We start from the raw sequence: 14,389 nt of genomic DNA, 5'->3' as shown, positions 1-14,389 counted from the left end.
GGGATAAGTGGAGGGAGCCTCCGCTGAGAACTATACGGAGGCTGCCTCCGCTTAGGCAACAGGTAATCGTCGACGATCGTGGGAACAGGACGGTGAAGGACGTGGGGCAGGCCGCTGCGGCAACGGAGCCGACGCCGATGACGGACGCCCGTCCCTTGCGCGCCGACGCCGCACGCAACCGCGACAAGATCCTCGAGACCGCGGCGGAGGTCTTCGGCGACGAGGGCACGGACGCCTCGCTCGAGGAGATCGCGCGACGAGCGGGCGTCGGCGTCGGAACGCTGTACCGGCACTTCCCCAGCCGGACGGTCCTGGTCGAGCAGGTGTACCGGCACAGCGTCGCGGAGCTCTGCGACGAGGTACCCCACCTGGCCGCCACGCTCCCGCCCGGCGACGCGCTCGAGACGTGGCTCATGGGCTTCGTCACCTACGTCGGCCGCAAGAGGGGCCTGGCGACGGCCCTGCGCGGCGCGCTCGGCGACGACGCGTCGGCGGTGTTCGCCGACGTGCACGCTCAGCTGAAGTCCGCGGGCGACGTGCTCCTGGTCGCAGCGCAGGACGCGGGGGTGGTCCGCACCGACGTCGAGACCATGGACGTTCTGCGCGCCGTCAGCGGGGTGTGCAGCGCGACAGCCGACGCCGCCGACCCCGAGAAGACGCGGCGCGTCCTGCGCCTGCTCCTCGACGGCCTCCGGTACGGCTCCGCAGCGGGCTGACGGCTGCGCACGTCCGCGAACGGGAGCGGGTGGTCAACCGGGCGGCAGACGCAGCTGGATCCCGCGCACGTCGACCACGGTGGGCCATCGATCGAGCACCTTCAGCGTCTCGGGGTCGAAGTAGTTGCCGCGGGTGCGCGCCAGGACCATCGCGTCGCCGGACATCAGGTAGGTCCGGGCGCCGAGTTGCCAGGGCCTGTTGTCGATCCGCTCGACCCAGGCGCCGCTCGGATCCGTGTGCCCCACGTCGTACGTCTGGCCGGAGAGGTCGACGGCGACCTCGCAGCCCTGGTCCAGGTCGCGCGAGAGCACGTCGAGGAGCGCGAGCGCGGCCGGGGCGTCGGCCTGGACGCAGCCTGCGGGCAGCCGTGCGGCCATCTGCGCGGCGGGGAAGTCGACCAGCGGCGACGGACGGAAGGCGCCCATGGCCAGCCCGAGCGACACACCGGCCAGCACGGCTATCGGGACGCGGGTGCGGTCGGGCAGCCCGGCCACGCCGGCGGCGACGACGAGCACGAGGGCGGGTGCGGTGAACGCGGCGTAGTGCGGCAGATAGGACGGCGAGAGCAGCACGACCCCGCCCTGCGCCGCGAGCATCACCACCCAGAGGCGTCCCCGGCGTGCCCGCCAGGCCAGGACGGCCGCGGCGAGGATCAGCGCCCCCACGGCGAGCAGCAGCAGGTGCCGGCGTGCCACGTGGTCGGTCAGGGTGGTGACGTCCAGCCCGGTCAGGCTGAGAAGCCGGTCGGTCGTCGGCGCACCGTCGCGCGCGCGCCCCACCTGGTCGAGCACGACGTAGCGGAACATCGTCGACCCGGCCGCCACGGCGAACGGCGCGACGACGGCCAGCGCGGCCGCACCGGCCGCGAGCGTCGCCCGCAGCGCCGGCCGCCAGCCGCGTACGACGAGCTGCCAGGCGAGCACGACGAGGACGGGGACGACGTCCCAGATCTTCACGACGACGCCGAGGCCGAGCACGGCCCCGCCCGCCCAGGTCCACCACCCGCGGGCTCCGGGATCGGCCGCGCGCAGCAGCAGCAGGACGCCGGCGAGCAGGGTGACGGTGCCTACGGGCTCCAGGAGGGTGAGCCGGTCCGCGTAGACCGCCGGGGCCGCCACGGCGTACAGCAGGCCCCCGACGACCGCCGCCGCCGTTCCCCACCGCCAGGCGATCCGCGTGACCAGCGCGGCGCTGGCCGCACCGACGAGCATGAAGCCGACGCGCGCCGCGACGAGGGCGTCCGAGTCGCTCACCACATGGGTCAGGGCGGCGAAAGGGCTGAGCGCGAGCGTGATCCCGGGCGGGTGCAGGAACAGGAAGTCGCGGTACGGCAGCCGGCCGTGCACGAGCGCGACCGCCGAGGCGAAGTACACCCCGTCGTCGTACCCGTGGTAGCCGCGCACCCCGGCGGCGCCGCCGCAGACGATCCACCGCATGACGAACGCGACGACCGCCGACCCAGCGGTGATCAGCCACCCGAGCGTGCGCGCCGAGACCGTGGGCAGCGCGAGGCGCGCGACGTGTGCCGCGGGGCGGGTGCTCAGGTCGACGGCCAACGCGGGGCTCCAGACGAAGGGACGAGGGGGCGCGTCGTTGCGGCCCAATTCTCGCACCCCCCGCGGCGGACGCCGCCGTAGGGTGACGTCGTGACGGAGCGCCCTCTCGCGGACAGGCCCTGGCTGGATCCCTCCCGCTCACCCGCCGAGCGTGCCGAGCTGCTGCTCGCACGGCTCACCCCGGCCGAGAAGGTCGGCCAGCTCCATCAGCCGGTGAACGTGGACGCAGCGCGCGACGCCGACGACCTACGTGCCGGCCGGATCGGGACGTCCCTGTCGGCGAGCGGGGCGACGGCCGGCAACGTGCGCGACGCGGGCGTCGAGGTGCGCGCCGTCAACGCGGTGCAGCGGGTCGCGGTCGAGGAGTCGCGCGTCGGCATCCCGCTGCTGTTCGCCCGCGACGTCATCCACGGCCACCGCACCGTCTTCCCGATCCCGCTCGGCCAGGCCGCCACCTGGGACGCCGAGCTGGTGCGGCGGGGAGCCCGGCTGGCCGCGGTCGAGGCGGCAGCCGTCGGCATCGGCTGGACGTTCACGCCGATGATGGACATCACCGGTGACCACCGCTGGGGCCGCGTCGCGGAGAGCCTGGGGGAGGACCCGGTGCTCGCCGGACGGCTCGCGGCCGCGACCGTCCACGGCCTGCAGACCGACGACCTGTCGGCGCCGGACGCGATCGCGGCGTGCGCCAAGCACTACGTCGGCTACGGGCTGGCCGAGGGCGGACGTGACTACGGCTCGGTGACGGCGGGCGAGAACAGCCTGCGCAACCTGCAGCTGCGCCCGTTCCAGGACTGCGTCCGGGCCGGCGTCGCCACCGTCATGTCCAGCTTCAACGACATCGACGGCGTCCCTGTGCACGCGAACCGGCGGTACCTGCGCGAGATCCTCAAGGACGAGTGGGGGTTCGACGGCGCGGTCGTCAGCGACTGGGAGGGCGTCGGGGAGATCGTGCAGCACCGCGTCGCGGTCGACCGGTCCGACGCCGCGCGCCGCGCGCTCGAGGCCGGCGTCGACATGGACATGGTCTCCGGGGCGTACCTCGCGCACCTCGAGGACTGGTCTCCTCGGGGGCGGTAGCGGTCGAGCTGCTCGACGACGCAGTGCGCCGCGTGCTCACGCTGAAGTTCCGGTGCGGACTGTTCGAGCACCCATACACCGACGAGGGTCTCGAGGCGCAGGTCGCGGGTTCCGACGAGCACCGCGCGGCAGCGCGTGAGTCGGCTGCGGCGTCGTTGGTCCTGCTGACGAACGGCGGCATCCTGCCGCTGGACCCGGGGTCCGACGAGCCGATCCTGTTCACCGGCCCCCTGCTGGACGCCACCGACGCCCTGTTCGGCACCTGGACGCTCGACGGCCGCGGCGAGGAGGTCGTCTCGATCGCCTCCGCGCTGTCGCGGTTCGACCTGCCGGGTGCGCGGTCGGTCCCATGGGTGCACACGGACCAGGTGCTGGCCGCGGCGCGTGAGGTCTCGACGGTGGTCGCGTTCGTCGGCGAGCACCCGGTGCGCTCCGGCGAGGCCAGCTCGATCACCACGCTCGACCTGCCGGTCGGGCAGCTGGAGACGCTGCAGGCGATCAAGGCGGTCGGCGTGCGGCTCGTCGTCGTCGTGCTCGCCGGCCGGGCGTTGTCGGTGCCGTGGCTCGCCGAGCACGCGGACGCCGTTCTCTACGCCTGGCACCCGGGGTCGGAGGGCGGCAACGCGATCGCCGACGTGCTCCTCGGTGCCGTCGGTCCGCGCGGTCGGCTGCCGATCACGCTGCCGCGGTCGGCCGGGCAGCAGCCGCTCGTCTACAACCACCGCTCGACGGGTCGCCCGATCTCGCCGGAGGAGGACGGGACCTGGGGTCGCTACCAGGACAGCCTGACCGCTCCGCTCCATCCGTTCGGGTTCGGCCTCACCTACGGCTCCGTCGAGTACGGGGACGCGACCGTGTCCGTCGAGGCGACCGGGCCTGCGGCGGCCGTCTCGGCGTCTGTCGTCGTGACCAACACCGGGATTCGCGCGTGCACCGAGGTCGTGCAGGTCTACGTCCGCGACGAGGTCGCCGAGGTCACCCGGCCCGTGAAGGAACTCCTCGACTGGGCCGTCGTGCCCTTGGCTCCGGGCGAGTCGCGGACCGTGGCGTTCCGCATCGGGTCCGAGCGCCTCGGGTACCACGGCCCGGACGGTCGGCACCGCGTGGACCCGGGCGCGTTCGCGCTGTGGATCGCCCCGGACTCGGCCGCCGGCCAGCCGGTACCGTTCGTGCTGGCGTGAGGGTCAGCGGGCGCCCGTGAGGTGCCGCGCCCGGCGCTGCGACGGCAACGCGGGGTCCCGCCTGGCCGGCTGACGACGCTCGAGTTCGTCGGCCACCGCGCGCCAGCACCGCTCGGCCTGCCGGAGCTGGGCGGTGACGTCCTCGGGACCGACGTGACCGACGCTCCCGAGACCGTCGGCGGCGTCGAGGGCGTCGAGCCCGCGCTCGACGGCCTGCTTCGAGGCCCAGTAGTTCGTCGTCTCGCGCGCGGTGGCCGGTGTCATGACCTCGAGCGCGGCAGCGGCGTCGTCGAACAGCGACCGCACCAGGGCGATCGCGTGCGGCCGCTCGCCCAGCGACATCTGTCCGACGGCGACGGCGACCGCGCTCACGATGGTCGTCTGGGCCAGGTGCTCGACGGTCTCCCGCAGGGCTTCCGGCCGCACCTGGATGAGCAGCAGCAGGGCGACCGTCCGGCCCAGCAGCGTCTCGTTGCGGGCGCGGCCGATCCGCTGCCGCTCGGCGGCCTCGCGCGCCTCGCTCTCGGCGCGCAGTGCGTCGGCGAGGGCCTCGCGCTCACGTCGTTCCGCGTCCAGGCGTGCCGCCGTGGCGTGCCGCGAGACGATCTCGGTGGCCGTGCGGACCGCCCGGGCGCTCTCCGCCTGCCCCTTGAGCACCAGGTCGACGGCGCACTGGTTCATCGGGGTCGCGTACCCGGAGTCGGTGTAGCCGAACAGTGCGACGCGGTGCTCCTCGGCGTACAGGACCGCGATCTTGGCGAACCCGGAGCGCGAGTAGAAGACGGCGACCGTCGCCCCGGCCGCGGCCCGCAGGCGTTCGACGTCGGCGCGCTCGACCGGGCTGCGCTGGTGCTCCACGCGTCCGGAGAAGTCGTACCCGACGAGGTCGAGGGCGTTGTCCGGCTGGGTCTGGGCGTCGAGGTTGACCCGGACGTCGACGTACGCGAGGACCGTGCGTGCATGACGTTCGGCGAAGTGCTCGGCGTCTCTCCACTGCGGGTTCTTGGCCACCTGGTTCACGCTCCACCTCCTCCGGTCGTCGTCGGTTCCAGACTCTCCTCGACGCTAGGCGCTGGGACGACACCAGCGCTCGGCCCGTTGGGGTGACCCACCGCAGGACAATTCGACGGCAGTCCGGGACGCACCGGGGCGAATGCCTCGATCGCGTCAGCCGTTCGTGGTGGCAGGGTGGAGCCATGACGGCACGGTGGCCGCAGTTCGAGCCGGCGCTCGGGCGAGCGACGGAGCACACCCGCGAGTGGCTGGAAGCGCTGCACGACCGACCCGTGCACCCGAAGTCCCGGGAGCTCGCGTTCGGCGGTCCGCTGCCGGACGGTCCGACGGATCCGGCGCTGGTGGTGGACGAGCTGGCGGCCGGGATCGAGCCGGGCCTGATGAGCATGCCGTCCGGACGGTTCTTCGGGTGGGTGATCGGCGGTTCGCACCCGGCCGCGCTCGCGGCGGACTGGCTCACGGCGGCGTGGGACCAGAACTCGGCCATGCGGTACGCGACGCCGGGCACGGTGGCCGTCGAGGATGCCGCCGGCGCCTGGCTGCTCGACCTCCTCGGTCTGCCGACGACCGCCGACGTCGGCTTCGTGACCGGCGCGACCATGGCGAACTTCACCGGGCTGGCCGCCGCCCGACAGCAGGTGCTGGCCGATGCCGGCTGGGACGTGAACCGGGACGGGCTGTCCGGCGCGCCGCGCGTCCGGGTGCTCGTCGGCGAGGAGCGGCACGGCACGCTCGACCTGGCGCTGCGCTACCTCGGGCTCGGTGTCCCGCAGGCGGTCGCGGCGGATGCGCAGGGCCGGCTCGTGGTGGACGACCTCGCGCGGGCGCTGGGCGACGGCTCCGGTCCGACGATCGTGTGCCTGCAGGCCGGGAACCTGCACTCGGGCGCGTTCGACCCGATCGCCGACGCCGTCGAGGTCGCGCACGCGCACGGCGCCTGGGTGCACGTGGACGGTGCGTTCGGGCTCTGGGCGGCCGCCTCACCCCGGCTGCGGGCCCTCGTCCGGGGCCTGGAGGGCGCCGACTCGTGGGCCACCGACGCGCACAAGACCCTGAACGTGCCCTACGACTGCGGCGTCGCGATCGTCGCCCGACCCGAGTCCCTTCGGCGCGCGTTCGGCATGCAGGCGGAGTACTTCGCCGCCTTCGCGGACGAGGGCGACCCGCAGGAGAAGGTGCCCGAGCTGTCGCGACGAGCCCGCGGGGTGCCGGTGTGGGCGGCCCTGCGCTCGCTCGGGCGGTCCGGCGTCGCGGACCTGGTCGACCGGCTCGCGCTGCGTGCCCGGCAGATCGCCGACGGCCTGGCCGGCATCGAGGGTGCAGAGATCCTGAACGACGTGGTGTTCACGCAGGTCAGTGTCGCGTTCGGCTCGGACGAGCGGACGCGGCGGGTGGGCGAGGCGTTGATCGCCGACGGCGGCACGTGGATGTCCGGGTCGCACTGGCAGGGTCGCGACATCCTGCGGGTGTCGGTGAGCAACTGGTCGACCGACGAGGAGGATGTCGCCCGCTCGATCGAGGCGGTGCGCCGCGCGGTGTCCGCGGCGGGCTGAGCGCCGAACGCGCTCAGCCCGCCGGTAGGTCTACCGCAGGTACGGGTCGTTCACCGGTGGAGCGGTCGGCGGCTGGCCGGGCCCGCTCGGAGCACCGACGCCGACCGGGATCCGCTCCAGGAAGGGCGGCTCCTCCACGCGTCGCGGGTGGGTCCGCTGGTACCGCCGGTTCAGGAGGACGAGTCCCCACGTGATGAGCCCGCCGGCAGCGAGCCACGGGAGCAGGACCCCGAACTCGGTCGCGACGCCCCCCATGAAACCCGCGAACGAGCTCCAGCCGTCCGCCAGGCCGTCGATGAACGAGTCGGGTCCGGGGGTGGCGACGACGACCTTCTCCGGCGGCGGCACGACCGCAGGGCCGTGCAGGTTGATCGTCAGGGTCGACAGGGAAACCTGCTCCGCCAGTCGTGCGCGTTGGCTCGTCAGCTGCTCCAGGTCCGTCTGCCGCTGCGTCAGGGCGGCCTCCGCCTGGGTGATGTCGTCGCTGGTGGTGGCCTTGCTGAGCAGGTCGGACATGCGTGCGACGGACAGCTGCATCCCGGCGATGCGCGCGTCCAGGTCCTCGGCCGCGCTGGTGACGTCGTCGGTGCCGAGCTCGATCGTGTCGACGGTGCCGAGCGACCGCAGCGCCAGGATCGTGCTGTTCACCGCCGAGGAGGGGATCCGGACGGTCAGGTCCGCAGTGGCGACGGCGTCGCCCGATGCGGCGTGCTCGATGCGCTTGTCGATCCGGCCACCCGCGTTGTCGGTGAGCTTGATGATGGCGTCGGCGGCGTCCTGCGGCTTGTCGACGGTCATGGTGATGTCGCCGCTCTGGATGACCTGCCGGTCGTCGGTGGTCGGCGCGGAGGCGCCGATGCCGTCGCCGGTGGAGTCGCTGGTGCCGACTCCGGAGCCGCCGTCCGCGGGTGCCTCGGCGCCGCTGTCGCCGGCGCCTGCGAGAGCGTCACCTCCGGTGCCGTCCTGCGCGGATCCGTCGGAGGTGGTGCCCCCGGTGTCGGAGCTGGCGCCCGAGTCGCCGGCGGTGCAGCCGGCGAGCAGGACGCTCAGGGACAGGACGGCGGCCGCTGCGAGCGCGGTGCCGCGATGGGTGGTGGATCGGCCGTGGCGGCTCGTCGTCTGCGTCATGCGGCGAACGTAGGGGTGCCGCGACCTCCGTGGTCGCGTGGTGTGTCAATCGTGACCGGCGGTGCTCGGAAGTATCGCAATCGTGACCGTGCCGTGGCGGTTCAGATGCCGGCCGAGCCTCCTACCTGCACGAACGGCGTACGCCGTCGGGGTTCACACCGCGTACGCACTGGCGGTCCACAGGTGCACCGCGGCGTACGCGCGCCAGGGCCGCCAGGTCTCCGCAGCGGCAGCGACGGCCCGCGCGTCCGCGGCCCCGAGGGCCCGCCGCAGCACGAGGTCGCCGACGGGCATCGCGTCCCGGTCGCCGAGCACCCGCAGGGCGAGGTAGTCCACGGTCCAGGGCCCGATCCCCGGGACGGCCAGCAGCTGAGGTCGGGCGTCAGCGTCCCAGGCGAGCCCCTGCGCGCAGGCCGTCGCGAGCGCGTGGATCGTCCGGGCGCGGGCGTGCGTGATCCGCACGACGCGCTGGAGCTCGACCGGGTCGACGGCGGCGAGCCTGTCCGGCGACGGGTACGCGAGCAGGCCGTCCGGCCCGGGCGAGCCGTAGGCGGCAGCCAGGCGGCCGCCGAACGTGCGTGCCGCACCGAGGGACACCTGCTGCCCGAGCACGGTGGTGACGGCCGCCTCGAAGCCGTTCGGGTGACCCAGGATCCGCAGCGACGGCCGGGCCGCCACGAGCGGGCCGAGCACGGCGTCGTCGGCGAACGCCGCCGCCACGACGCCCAGGTCGTCGGCGAGGCCGAACCAGCGCTCGGCCAGAGCCTCCAGGGCCGCGGGGGATCCCGTCGTGGCGCTCAAGGTGACGCGGTCGCGCGCCGGCCGGGCCTCGACCAACGCCTGGAACCCGTCCAGGGTGACCAGTCGCCGGACGGTCCCGTCGGCGGTGACCTCCTCGACCCCGGGGACCGCGTGCGCGACCAGGGAGGCGAGCGCGGGGGCGGGGTCGAACGGGCGTCGGACGGTCACGGTCGTGCTCACGGTCCGCAACGCTAGCGGCCGAAGTCTCGACAGGTTCGATGGCGTCGCACGGCTCTGTTGCGGTCGATCTGTGGGAGGGTGAGAATCGATGCAGCCGACTTCCTCGAGCACACCGGGGGCCGGCTGGAGGTAGGTCTGAACTGTGTTGCCGAGGGTCGCGGCGAGAGCCGGACCGCCCGTGAGGGTTCAGGGAGCGCGCCAAGCCTCGTGCCGGCGAGACGCCTCTCCGACGGGCCCCGTCTCTGATGGTGGAGACGGGGCCTCTCTACGTCAGCGCCCCCGAAGGACCCTCCGAAAAGGGTGAGGTCTGCGCCGCACCTGCCTACGCTGAGGCGCGTGCCCCTGCTCACCACGTCCTCCACCGCCGACACCGGCGTCGCCCACGACGTCCAGGGATTCGTCGTCCCCCTGCTCTCGATCCTCGCCGCGATCGTCGTCGCCTACGTCCTGGCGACGCTCATCGCGGCCCTCGCCGGCCGGGTCGCCCGCCGGTCGTCGGTCGCCGCCGACCTGAGCCGCCGGTCGCGACGACCGCTGCGCGCCGTGCTGCTCGTCATCGCGATCTGGGTCGCCCTGCGGCTCAGCACCGACCCGGCGGACTGGACCGTGCAGACCGAGCACGTCCTGCTGATCGCCCTCATCATCACGGTGACCTGGCTGATCGGGAGCCTGGCGTTCGTGCTGGAGGACACCGCCGTCCAGCGGTACCGCATCGACGTGGTCGACAACCGGCACGCCCGGCGCGTCCGGACGCAGGTGCAGGTGCTCCGCAGGATCACGGTCGCCATCCTCGTGGTGTGCGCGGTCGCGGGCATCCTGCTGACGTTCCCGCAGGCCCGCGCGCTCGGCGCCAGCCTGCTCGCGTCGGCCGGCCTCATCTCGATCGTCGCCGGCCTGGCCGCCCAGAGACCCTGGCCAACGTCTTCGCCGGGCTCCAGCTCGCGTTCACGGACGCGATCCGGGTGGACGACGTGGTCGTCGTCGACACCCAGTGGGGCCGGATCGAGGAGATCACGCTCACCTACGTCGTGGTGCACATCTGGGACGACCGGCGGCTGATCCTGCCGTCCACGTACTTCACGACGACGCCCTTCGAGAACTGGACCCGACGCGCGGCCGACCTGCTGGGCACCGTCGAGCTGGACCTCGACTGGGAGGTCCCGGTCGAGCAGATGCGTGCCGAGCTGGTGCGGCTGCTCGAGCACACCGACCTCTGGGACCACCGGGTCGGCGTCCTCCAGGTGACCGACGCGATCGGCGGGCACGTCCGCGTCCGCGCGCTGGCCAGCGCGGTCGACGCGCCGACCCTGTTCGACCTGCGCTGCTACGTCCGCGAGGGTCTGGTCGCCTGGCTGCAGGACGTCGCGCCGCAGGGGATGCCCCGGACGCGGTGGGAGGGAACGTCGCCGGTGCAGGCGGAACGACGGACCCGCCGGCAGGACACCCCGGCACCGGTCCTGCCCCCGCCGGGGGCGTGGTCCGGCACCGACGCCGACAACGGCACCGCAGACGACACCATGACGATCACCACCGCCGGCAACGACGCGCGGCTGTTCACGGGCAGCATCCAGGGGCTCGAGCGGTCTCGGCAGTTCTCGGGGCCCGGGCAGGACGTGATCGACGAGCGGGAGCAGGCGGCGCAGGAGCACGGCGAGGGCCGACCGCCCGCGTGAGCATCGAACCCGTCACCGTCGGCGTCCTGGTCGAGCGGGTGGTCGCGACCGTGCTCGCGGCGGGACCGGGCAGGGTCCGGGTGATCGTCGACGGAGCCCCTCCGACGCTGCCGGGCGCGCTCGCGGACGCCCTCGTCGCACCCCTGCGTGCGGCCGGCCGGGCGGTCACCCGCGTGCACGCGGAGGACTTCCTGCGGCCGGCCTCCCTGCGCTGGGAAGCTCGGCCGCCACGAGCCGGACGCCTACCTGGAGGACCGGCTGGACCTGAACGCGCTCGGTCGGGAGGTGCTCGACCGGTTCGTCGACGAAGGCCGTTACCTGCCGACGCTCTGGGACGCGGCCCGGGACCGCGCGACCCGCGACCCGTACGCGGAGGCGCCCGAGGGAGCGGTGCTGGTGCTCGACGGGAGCCTGCTGCTGGGCCGGTGGCTCGAGCACGAGGTCGCGGTCCATCTCACGGCGCGGCCGTCGTCCTTGGAGCGCCGGACGTCCGCCGCGGACCGCTGGGCGCTGCCTGCGTTCGCGCGCTACGACGCGGAGATGCTGCCGACCGCCGTCGCGGACCTGGTCGTGCACGCGGACGACCCGCGGCACCCCGCGCTGGAGGTCACGCGACCGCCGCGCTGACCCGTTCGGCCAGTCGCCTCGTGGCGTCGACCAGCTCGGGCGGGCCGACGATCTGCAGCGGCGCACCGAACATCGCCATCTGCGCGGCGAGCCCGTCCCACGACCACGACGACAGGACCACGCGGCTGCGTCCGTCCGGCAGGGCCTCGACCAGCCCGTCCCGACCCGCCCAGCGCACGATCTGCTCGGCCGGTCGCTCGACCAGCGCCTCGCCGCGGATCGACGTCTCCCACGGCGAGATCGAGCGGAACCGCTCCGCGACGAACGACGCGACGTCGGCCGCGGGCAGGTCGCGAGGCGCGTAGCGCGGCCCGGACGGCGTCTTGGGGGTCATCCGGTCCACGCGGAACGTGCGCCAGTCGGCGCGCTCGAGGTCGTAGCCGACCAGGTACCAGCGGCCGCCCCAGGTCACCAGGTGGTGCGCCTCGGCCCGGCGGGGGATGCCGAGCGCGTTCGCGGTGCCGCCCGCGTAGTCGAACCGCAGGACTTCCCGTGCGCGGACGGCGCCGCCGACGACCATCAGCGTCTCGGCGTCGACCGACGGACGCGGGCGGGTCGATGCGCGGGTGACCGCCGTGACCTGCAGCGCCTCCGCCGCAGAACGCAGCCGGGCCGGCATCACCTGGCGCAGCGTGGCGAGGGCCCGAACGGCGGCCTCGTCGACGCCGTCGACCCCCGTGGACGCGGTCTGGAGCGCGACGACGAGCGCGACGGCCTGCTCGTCGTCGAGCAGCAGCGGCGGCATGTGCGTGCCGGGCTCGAGCCGGTAGCCACCGTCGGGGCCCTTGGCGGCGTGCACGGGGTAGCCCAGCTCGCGCAGCCGGTCGACGTCGCGGCGCACCGTGCGCGGGCTGACGCCGAGGCGCTCGGCGAGCACGTCGCCCGACCAGTCGCGGCGCGTCTGGAGCAGCGACAAGAGCGAGAGGAGCCGGGAGGACGGGGTGGACATGTCTCCATGATGCCCTCGAGTAGCGGACAGAACCTGGCCGCTACTCCCGAGAGACTCGTGTCGTACCCCTCCCGAGAGGAAGAGCCCCATGATCGAGACCCGAGGACTGACCAAGGACTTCGAAGCTGAGCAAGTCGCAGACCGTGCACGCCGTGCGCGGGATCGACCTCGACGTCGCGCCCGGCGAGCTCGTCGCGGTGCTCGGCCCCAACGGTGCCGGCAAGACGACGACGATGCGCATGCTCACCACCCTGGTGCGGCCCACGTCCGGCACGGCGAGCGTGGCGGGCATCGACGTGCTCCAGGACCCGGCCGGCGTCCGCCGGCACATCGGCTACGTCGGCCAGGGCAACGGCGCGGGCCACACCCAGCGCGGCGTCGACGAGCTGTACTCGCAGGGACTGATCTACGGCCTCGACCGGGTGTCCGCCCGGCGGCGCGCGCACGAGCTGGTCGAGGCGTTGGACCTGTCGGCGCACGCGACCCGCAAGGTCAGCGAGCTGTCCGGCGGGCAGCGCCGTCGCCTCGACGTGGCGCTCGGCCTGGTCCACGCGCCCCAGCTGCTGTTCCTCGACGAGCCGAGCACGGGCCTCGACCCGCAGAACCGCGCGAACCTCTGGGAGCACATCCTGCGGCTGCGTGCCGAGCACCAGATGACGATCATGCTCACCACGCACTACCTCGACGAGGCCGACACGATGGCCGAGCGCGTGGTCGTCGTGGACAACGGGCAGGTCATCGCCGACGACACGGCCGACGGTCTCAAGCGCACGCTGGCCGGCGACCGCGTCGTCCTGACGACGACGGGATCTGCGCAGGTCGTCGCGGGGCTCGTCGCCCACGTCGCGGGTGCCCGCGACGTGTCCGTCCACGGCTCGGTCGTCGAGGCGCGCGTGGCCGACGCCGGCACCGCGGTGCCGGAAGCCGTGATCGCCGCGTCGCGGGCCGGCGCACCTCTGCTCGAGGCGCTCGCCGTGCGCCCGACGCTCGACGACGTCTTCCTGGCCCTCACCGGCCGCTCCCTGCGCGACGAAGGTTCCCCGACGTCCGACGACACCGAAGGGCAGGACGCAGCATGAGCACCCTCGCACTCGACACCCCCGTGATCGCCCCGACGCAGGCGCGTCGGCCCTGGTTCTCGGACGTGTGGCTCGTCATGACCCGTGAGCTGCGGCCCGTGGTCCGCGAGCCGTTCTCGGTGGTCTTCGGGCTGGTCCAGCCCCTGGTCTTCCTCTCCCTGTTCGGTCCGCTGCTCGCCGGGTCCACCGACCTGCCGTCGGCCGACGTCTGGCAGTGGTTCGTCCCGGCGATCCTCGTCATGACCACGCTGTTCGGCACGTCGATCACGGGGTCCAACCTGCAGGTCGACATGCAGACCGGCGCCCACGAGCGGCTGCTGGTGACGCCCCTGTCGCGTTCGTCGCAGCTGGTCGGGCGCTCGCTCAAGGAGATGGTGCCGCTGGTCGCGCAGGCCCTCATCGTCATCCTGGTCATGCTGCCGTTCGGGTTCCGCGCCGACCCCGTCGGTGCCGTCGTGGGCCTGGCCCTGCTCGCCGTGCTCGGCATCGGGCTCGGCTCGTTCAGCTACGCGCTGGCGATCGCGGTGCGCAAGCAGGAGTGGATGTTCTGGGCCGTCCAGCAGACCGTCCTTTTTCCGCTCCTGATCCTCTCCGGGATGCTGCTGCCCATCGAGTCCGGTCCGCAGTGGATGAAGGTGGCCTCCGCGTTCGACCCGCTGCGGTGGGTGGTCGAGGCCGAGCGCGCGCTGTTCGCCGGCGACCTGACCGTGTCCGCGGTCGGCTGGGGCTGGGTCGCGGCGGTGCTGACCGCGGTCGTGGGGCTCGTCGTCGGGGTGCGGACCCTGCTGCGCTCCACCGACTGACCTCACGTCCGGCACCCGTCGCGCGTCTTCCTCGTGAGGGCGCGCGAC

The 14,389-nt window shown here is 73.6% G+C and carries 14 protein-coding genes; 9 read left to right on the top strand and 5 right to left on the bottom strand.

Annotated features, from left to right (window positions below; translation table 11 throughout):
- Positions 1-137: 137 nt before the first annotated feature.
- The gene (locus AC38ZX_RS15780; RefSeq protein ID WP_491295137.1) at positions 138-716 is read left to right on the top strand and encodes a TetR/AcrR family transcriptional regulator; all 579 of its coding nucleotides are present in this window, start codon (positions 138-140) and stop codon (positions 714-716) included.
- Between the two features lie 33 nt (positions 717-749).
- Here the strand turns inward: AC38ZX_RS15780 and AC38ZX_RS15775 are convergent, their stop codons facing one another.
- Complete coding sequence (locus AC38ZX_RS15775) at positions 750-2,273, bottom strand: glycosyltransferase family 39 protein (protein WP_491295136.1); 1,524 nt, start codon at positions 2,271-2,273, stop codon at positions 750-752.
- Between the two features lie 90 nt (positions 2,274-2,363).
- Between AC38ZX_RS15775 and AC38ZX_RS15770 the strand changes: the two genes are divergently transcribed.
- Positions 2,364-3,353 carry a glycoside hydrolase family 3 protein gene (locus AC38ZX_RS15770; protein ID WP_491295135.1) on the top strand — a complete coding sequence of 330 codons (990 nt, stop codon included), beginning with the start codon at positions 2,364-2,366 and terminating at the stop codon, positions 3,351-3,353.
- A 32-nt stretch (positions 3,354-3,385) separates the two neighbouring features.
- On the top strand, positions 3,386-4,534 hold the full coding sequence (locus AC38ZX_RS15765; RefSeq protein WP_491295134.1) for a glycoside hydrolase family 3 C-terminal domain-containing protein: 1,149 nt from the start codon (positions 3,386-3,388) through the stop codon (positions 4,532-4,534).
- Positions 4,535-4,537: 3 nt separating this feature from the next.
- Here AC38ZX_RS15765 and AC38ZX_RS15760 read toward each other — a convergent pair whose 3' ends face one another.
- On the bottom strand, positions 4,538-5,554 hold the full coding sequence (locus tag AC38ZX_RS15760) for a hypothetical protein (protein ID WP_426592851.1): 1,017 nt from the start codon (positions 5,552-5,554) through the stop codon (positions 4,538-4,540).
- Positions 5,555-5,730: 176 nt separating this feature from the next.
- Between AC38ZX_RS15760 and AC38ZX_RS15755 the strand changes: the two genes are divergently transcribed.
- Positions 5,731-7,101 carry a pyridoxal phosphate-dependent decarboxylase family protein gene (locus AC38ZX_RS15755; protein WP_491295133.1) on the top strand — a complete coding sequence of 457 codons (1,371 nt, stop codon included), beginning with the start codon at positions 5,731-5,733 and terminating at the stop codon, positions 7,099-7,101.
- A 30-nt stretch (positions 7,102-7,131) separates the two neighbouring features.
- On the opposite strand, the gene AC38ZX_RS15750 is transcribed toward AC38ZX_RS15755, so the two are convergent.
- Positions 7,132-8,229, bottom strand: a complete 1,098-nt coding sequence (locus AC38ZX_RS15750) for a DUF4349 domain-containing protein (RefSeq protein WP_491295132.1) — start codon at positions 8,227-8,229, stop codon at positions 7,132-7,134.
- Positions 8,230-8,382: 153 nt separating this feature from the next.
- Entirely contained in the window at positions 8,383-9,210 is an 828-nt protein-coding gene (locus AC38ZX_RS15745; RefSeq protein ID WP_426592848.1) for a DNA-3-methyladenine glycosylase family protein, read from the bottom strand.
- A gap of 336 nt (positions 9,211-9,546) precedes the next feature.
- Between AC38ZX_RS15745 and AC38ZX_RS15740 the strand changes: the two genes are divergently transcribed.
- The 3 genes from AC38ZX_RS15740 to AC38ZX_RS15730 all read left to right on the top strand — a co-directional run bounded on the left by AC38ZX_RS15740 (position 9,547) and on the right by AC38ZX_RS15730 (position 11,510).
- A complete protein-coding gene (locus tag AC38ZX_RS15740; RefSeq protein ID WP_491295131.1) occupies positions 9,547-10,269 on the top strand; it encodes a hypothetical protein in 723 nt (240 codons plus the stop codon).
- Complete coding sequence (locus AC38ZX_RS15735; protein ID WP_491295130.1) at positions 10,173-10,883, top strand: mechanosensitive ion channel family protein; 711 nt, start codon at positions 10,173-10,175, stop codon at positions 10,881-10,883. Before AC38ZX_RS15740 ends, AC38ZX_RS15735 begins: the two co-directional genes overlap by 97 nt.
- Positions 10,884-11,168: 285 nt before the next feature.
- The gene (locus AC38ZX_RS15730) at positions 11,169-11,510 is read left to right on the top strand and encodes a nucleoside/nucleotide kinase family protein (protein WP_491295129.1); all 342 of its coding nucleotides are present in this window, start codon (positions 11,169-11,171) and stop codon (positions 11,508-11,510) included.
- Here AC38ZX_RS15730 and AC38ZX_RS15725 read toward each other — a convergent pair.
- Positions 11,491-12,459 (bottom strand): helix-turn-helix transcriptional regulator, encoded by a 969-nt coding sequence (locus tag AC38ZX_RS15725; protein WP_491295128.1) that lies wholly within the window; start codon positions 12,457-12,459, stop codon positions 11,491-11,493. The two genes, AC38ZX_RS15730 and AC38ZX_RS15725, sit on opposite strands and share 20 nt — an antisense overlap.
- A gap of 152 nt (positions 12,460-12,611) precedes the next feature.
- Between AC38ZX_RS15725 and AC38ZX_RS15720 the strand changes: the two genes are divergently transcribed.
- Positions 12,612-13,538 (top strand): ATP-binding cassette domain-containing protein, encoded by a 927-nt coding sequence (locus tag AC38ZX_RS15720; RefSeq protein ID WP_491295127.1) that lies wholly within the window; start codon positions 12,612-12,614, stop codon positions 13,536-13,538.
- Positions 13,535-14,341 (top strand): ABC transporter permease, encoded by an 807-nt coding sequence (locus AC38ZX_RS15715; protein ID WP_491295126.1) that lies wholly within the window; start codon positions 13,535-13,537, stop codon positions 14,339-14,341. The genes AC38ZX_RS15720 and AC38ZX_RS15715 overlap by 4 nt, the downstream gene beginning before the upstream one ends.
- Positions 14,342-14,389: the final 48 nt, after the last annotated feature.

It is taken from the genome of Cellulomonas sp. McL0606 (assembly GCF_058248365.1).
Note: the sequence above shows the minus strand (reverse complement) of the source record. Positions and strands in the feature narration are given on the sequence as shown.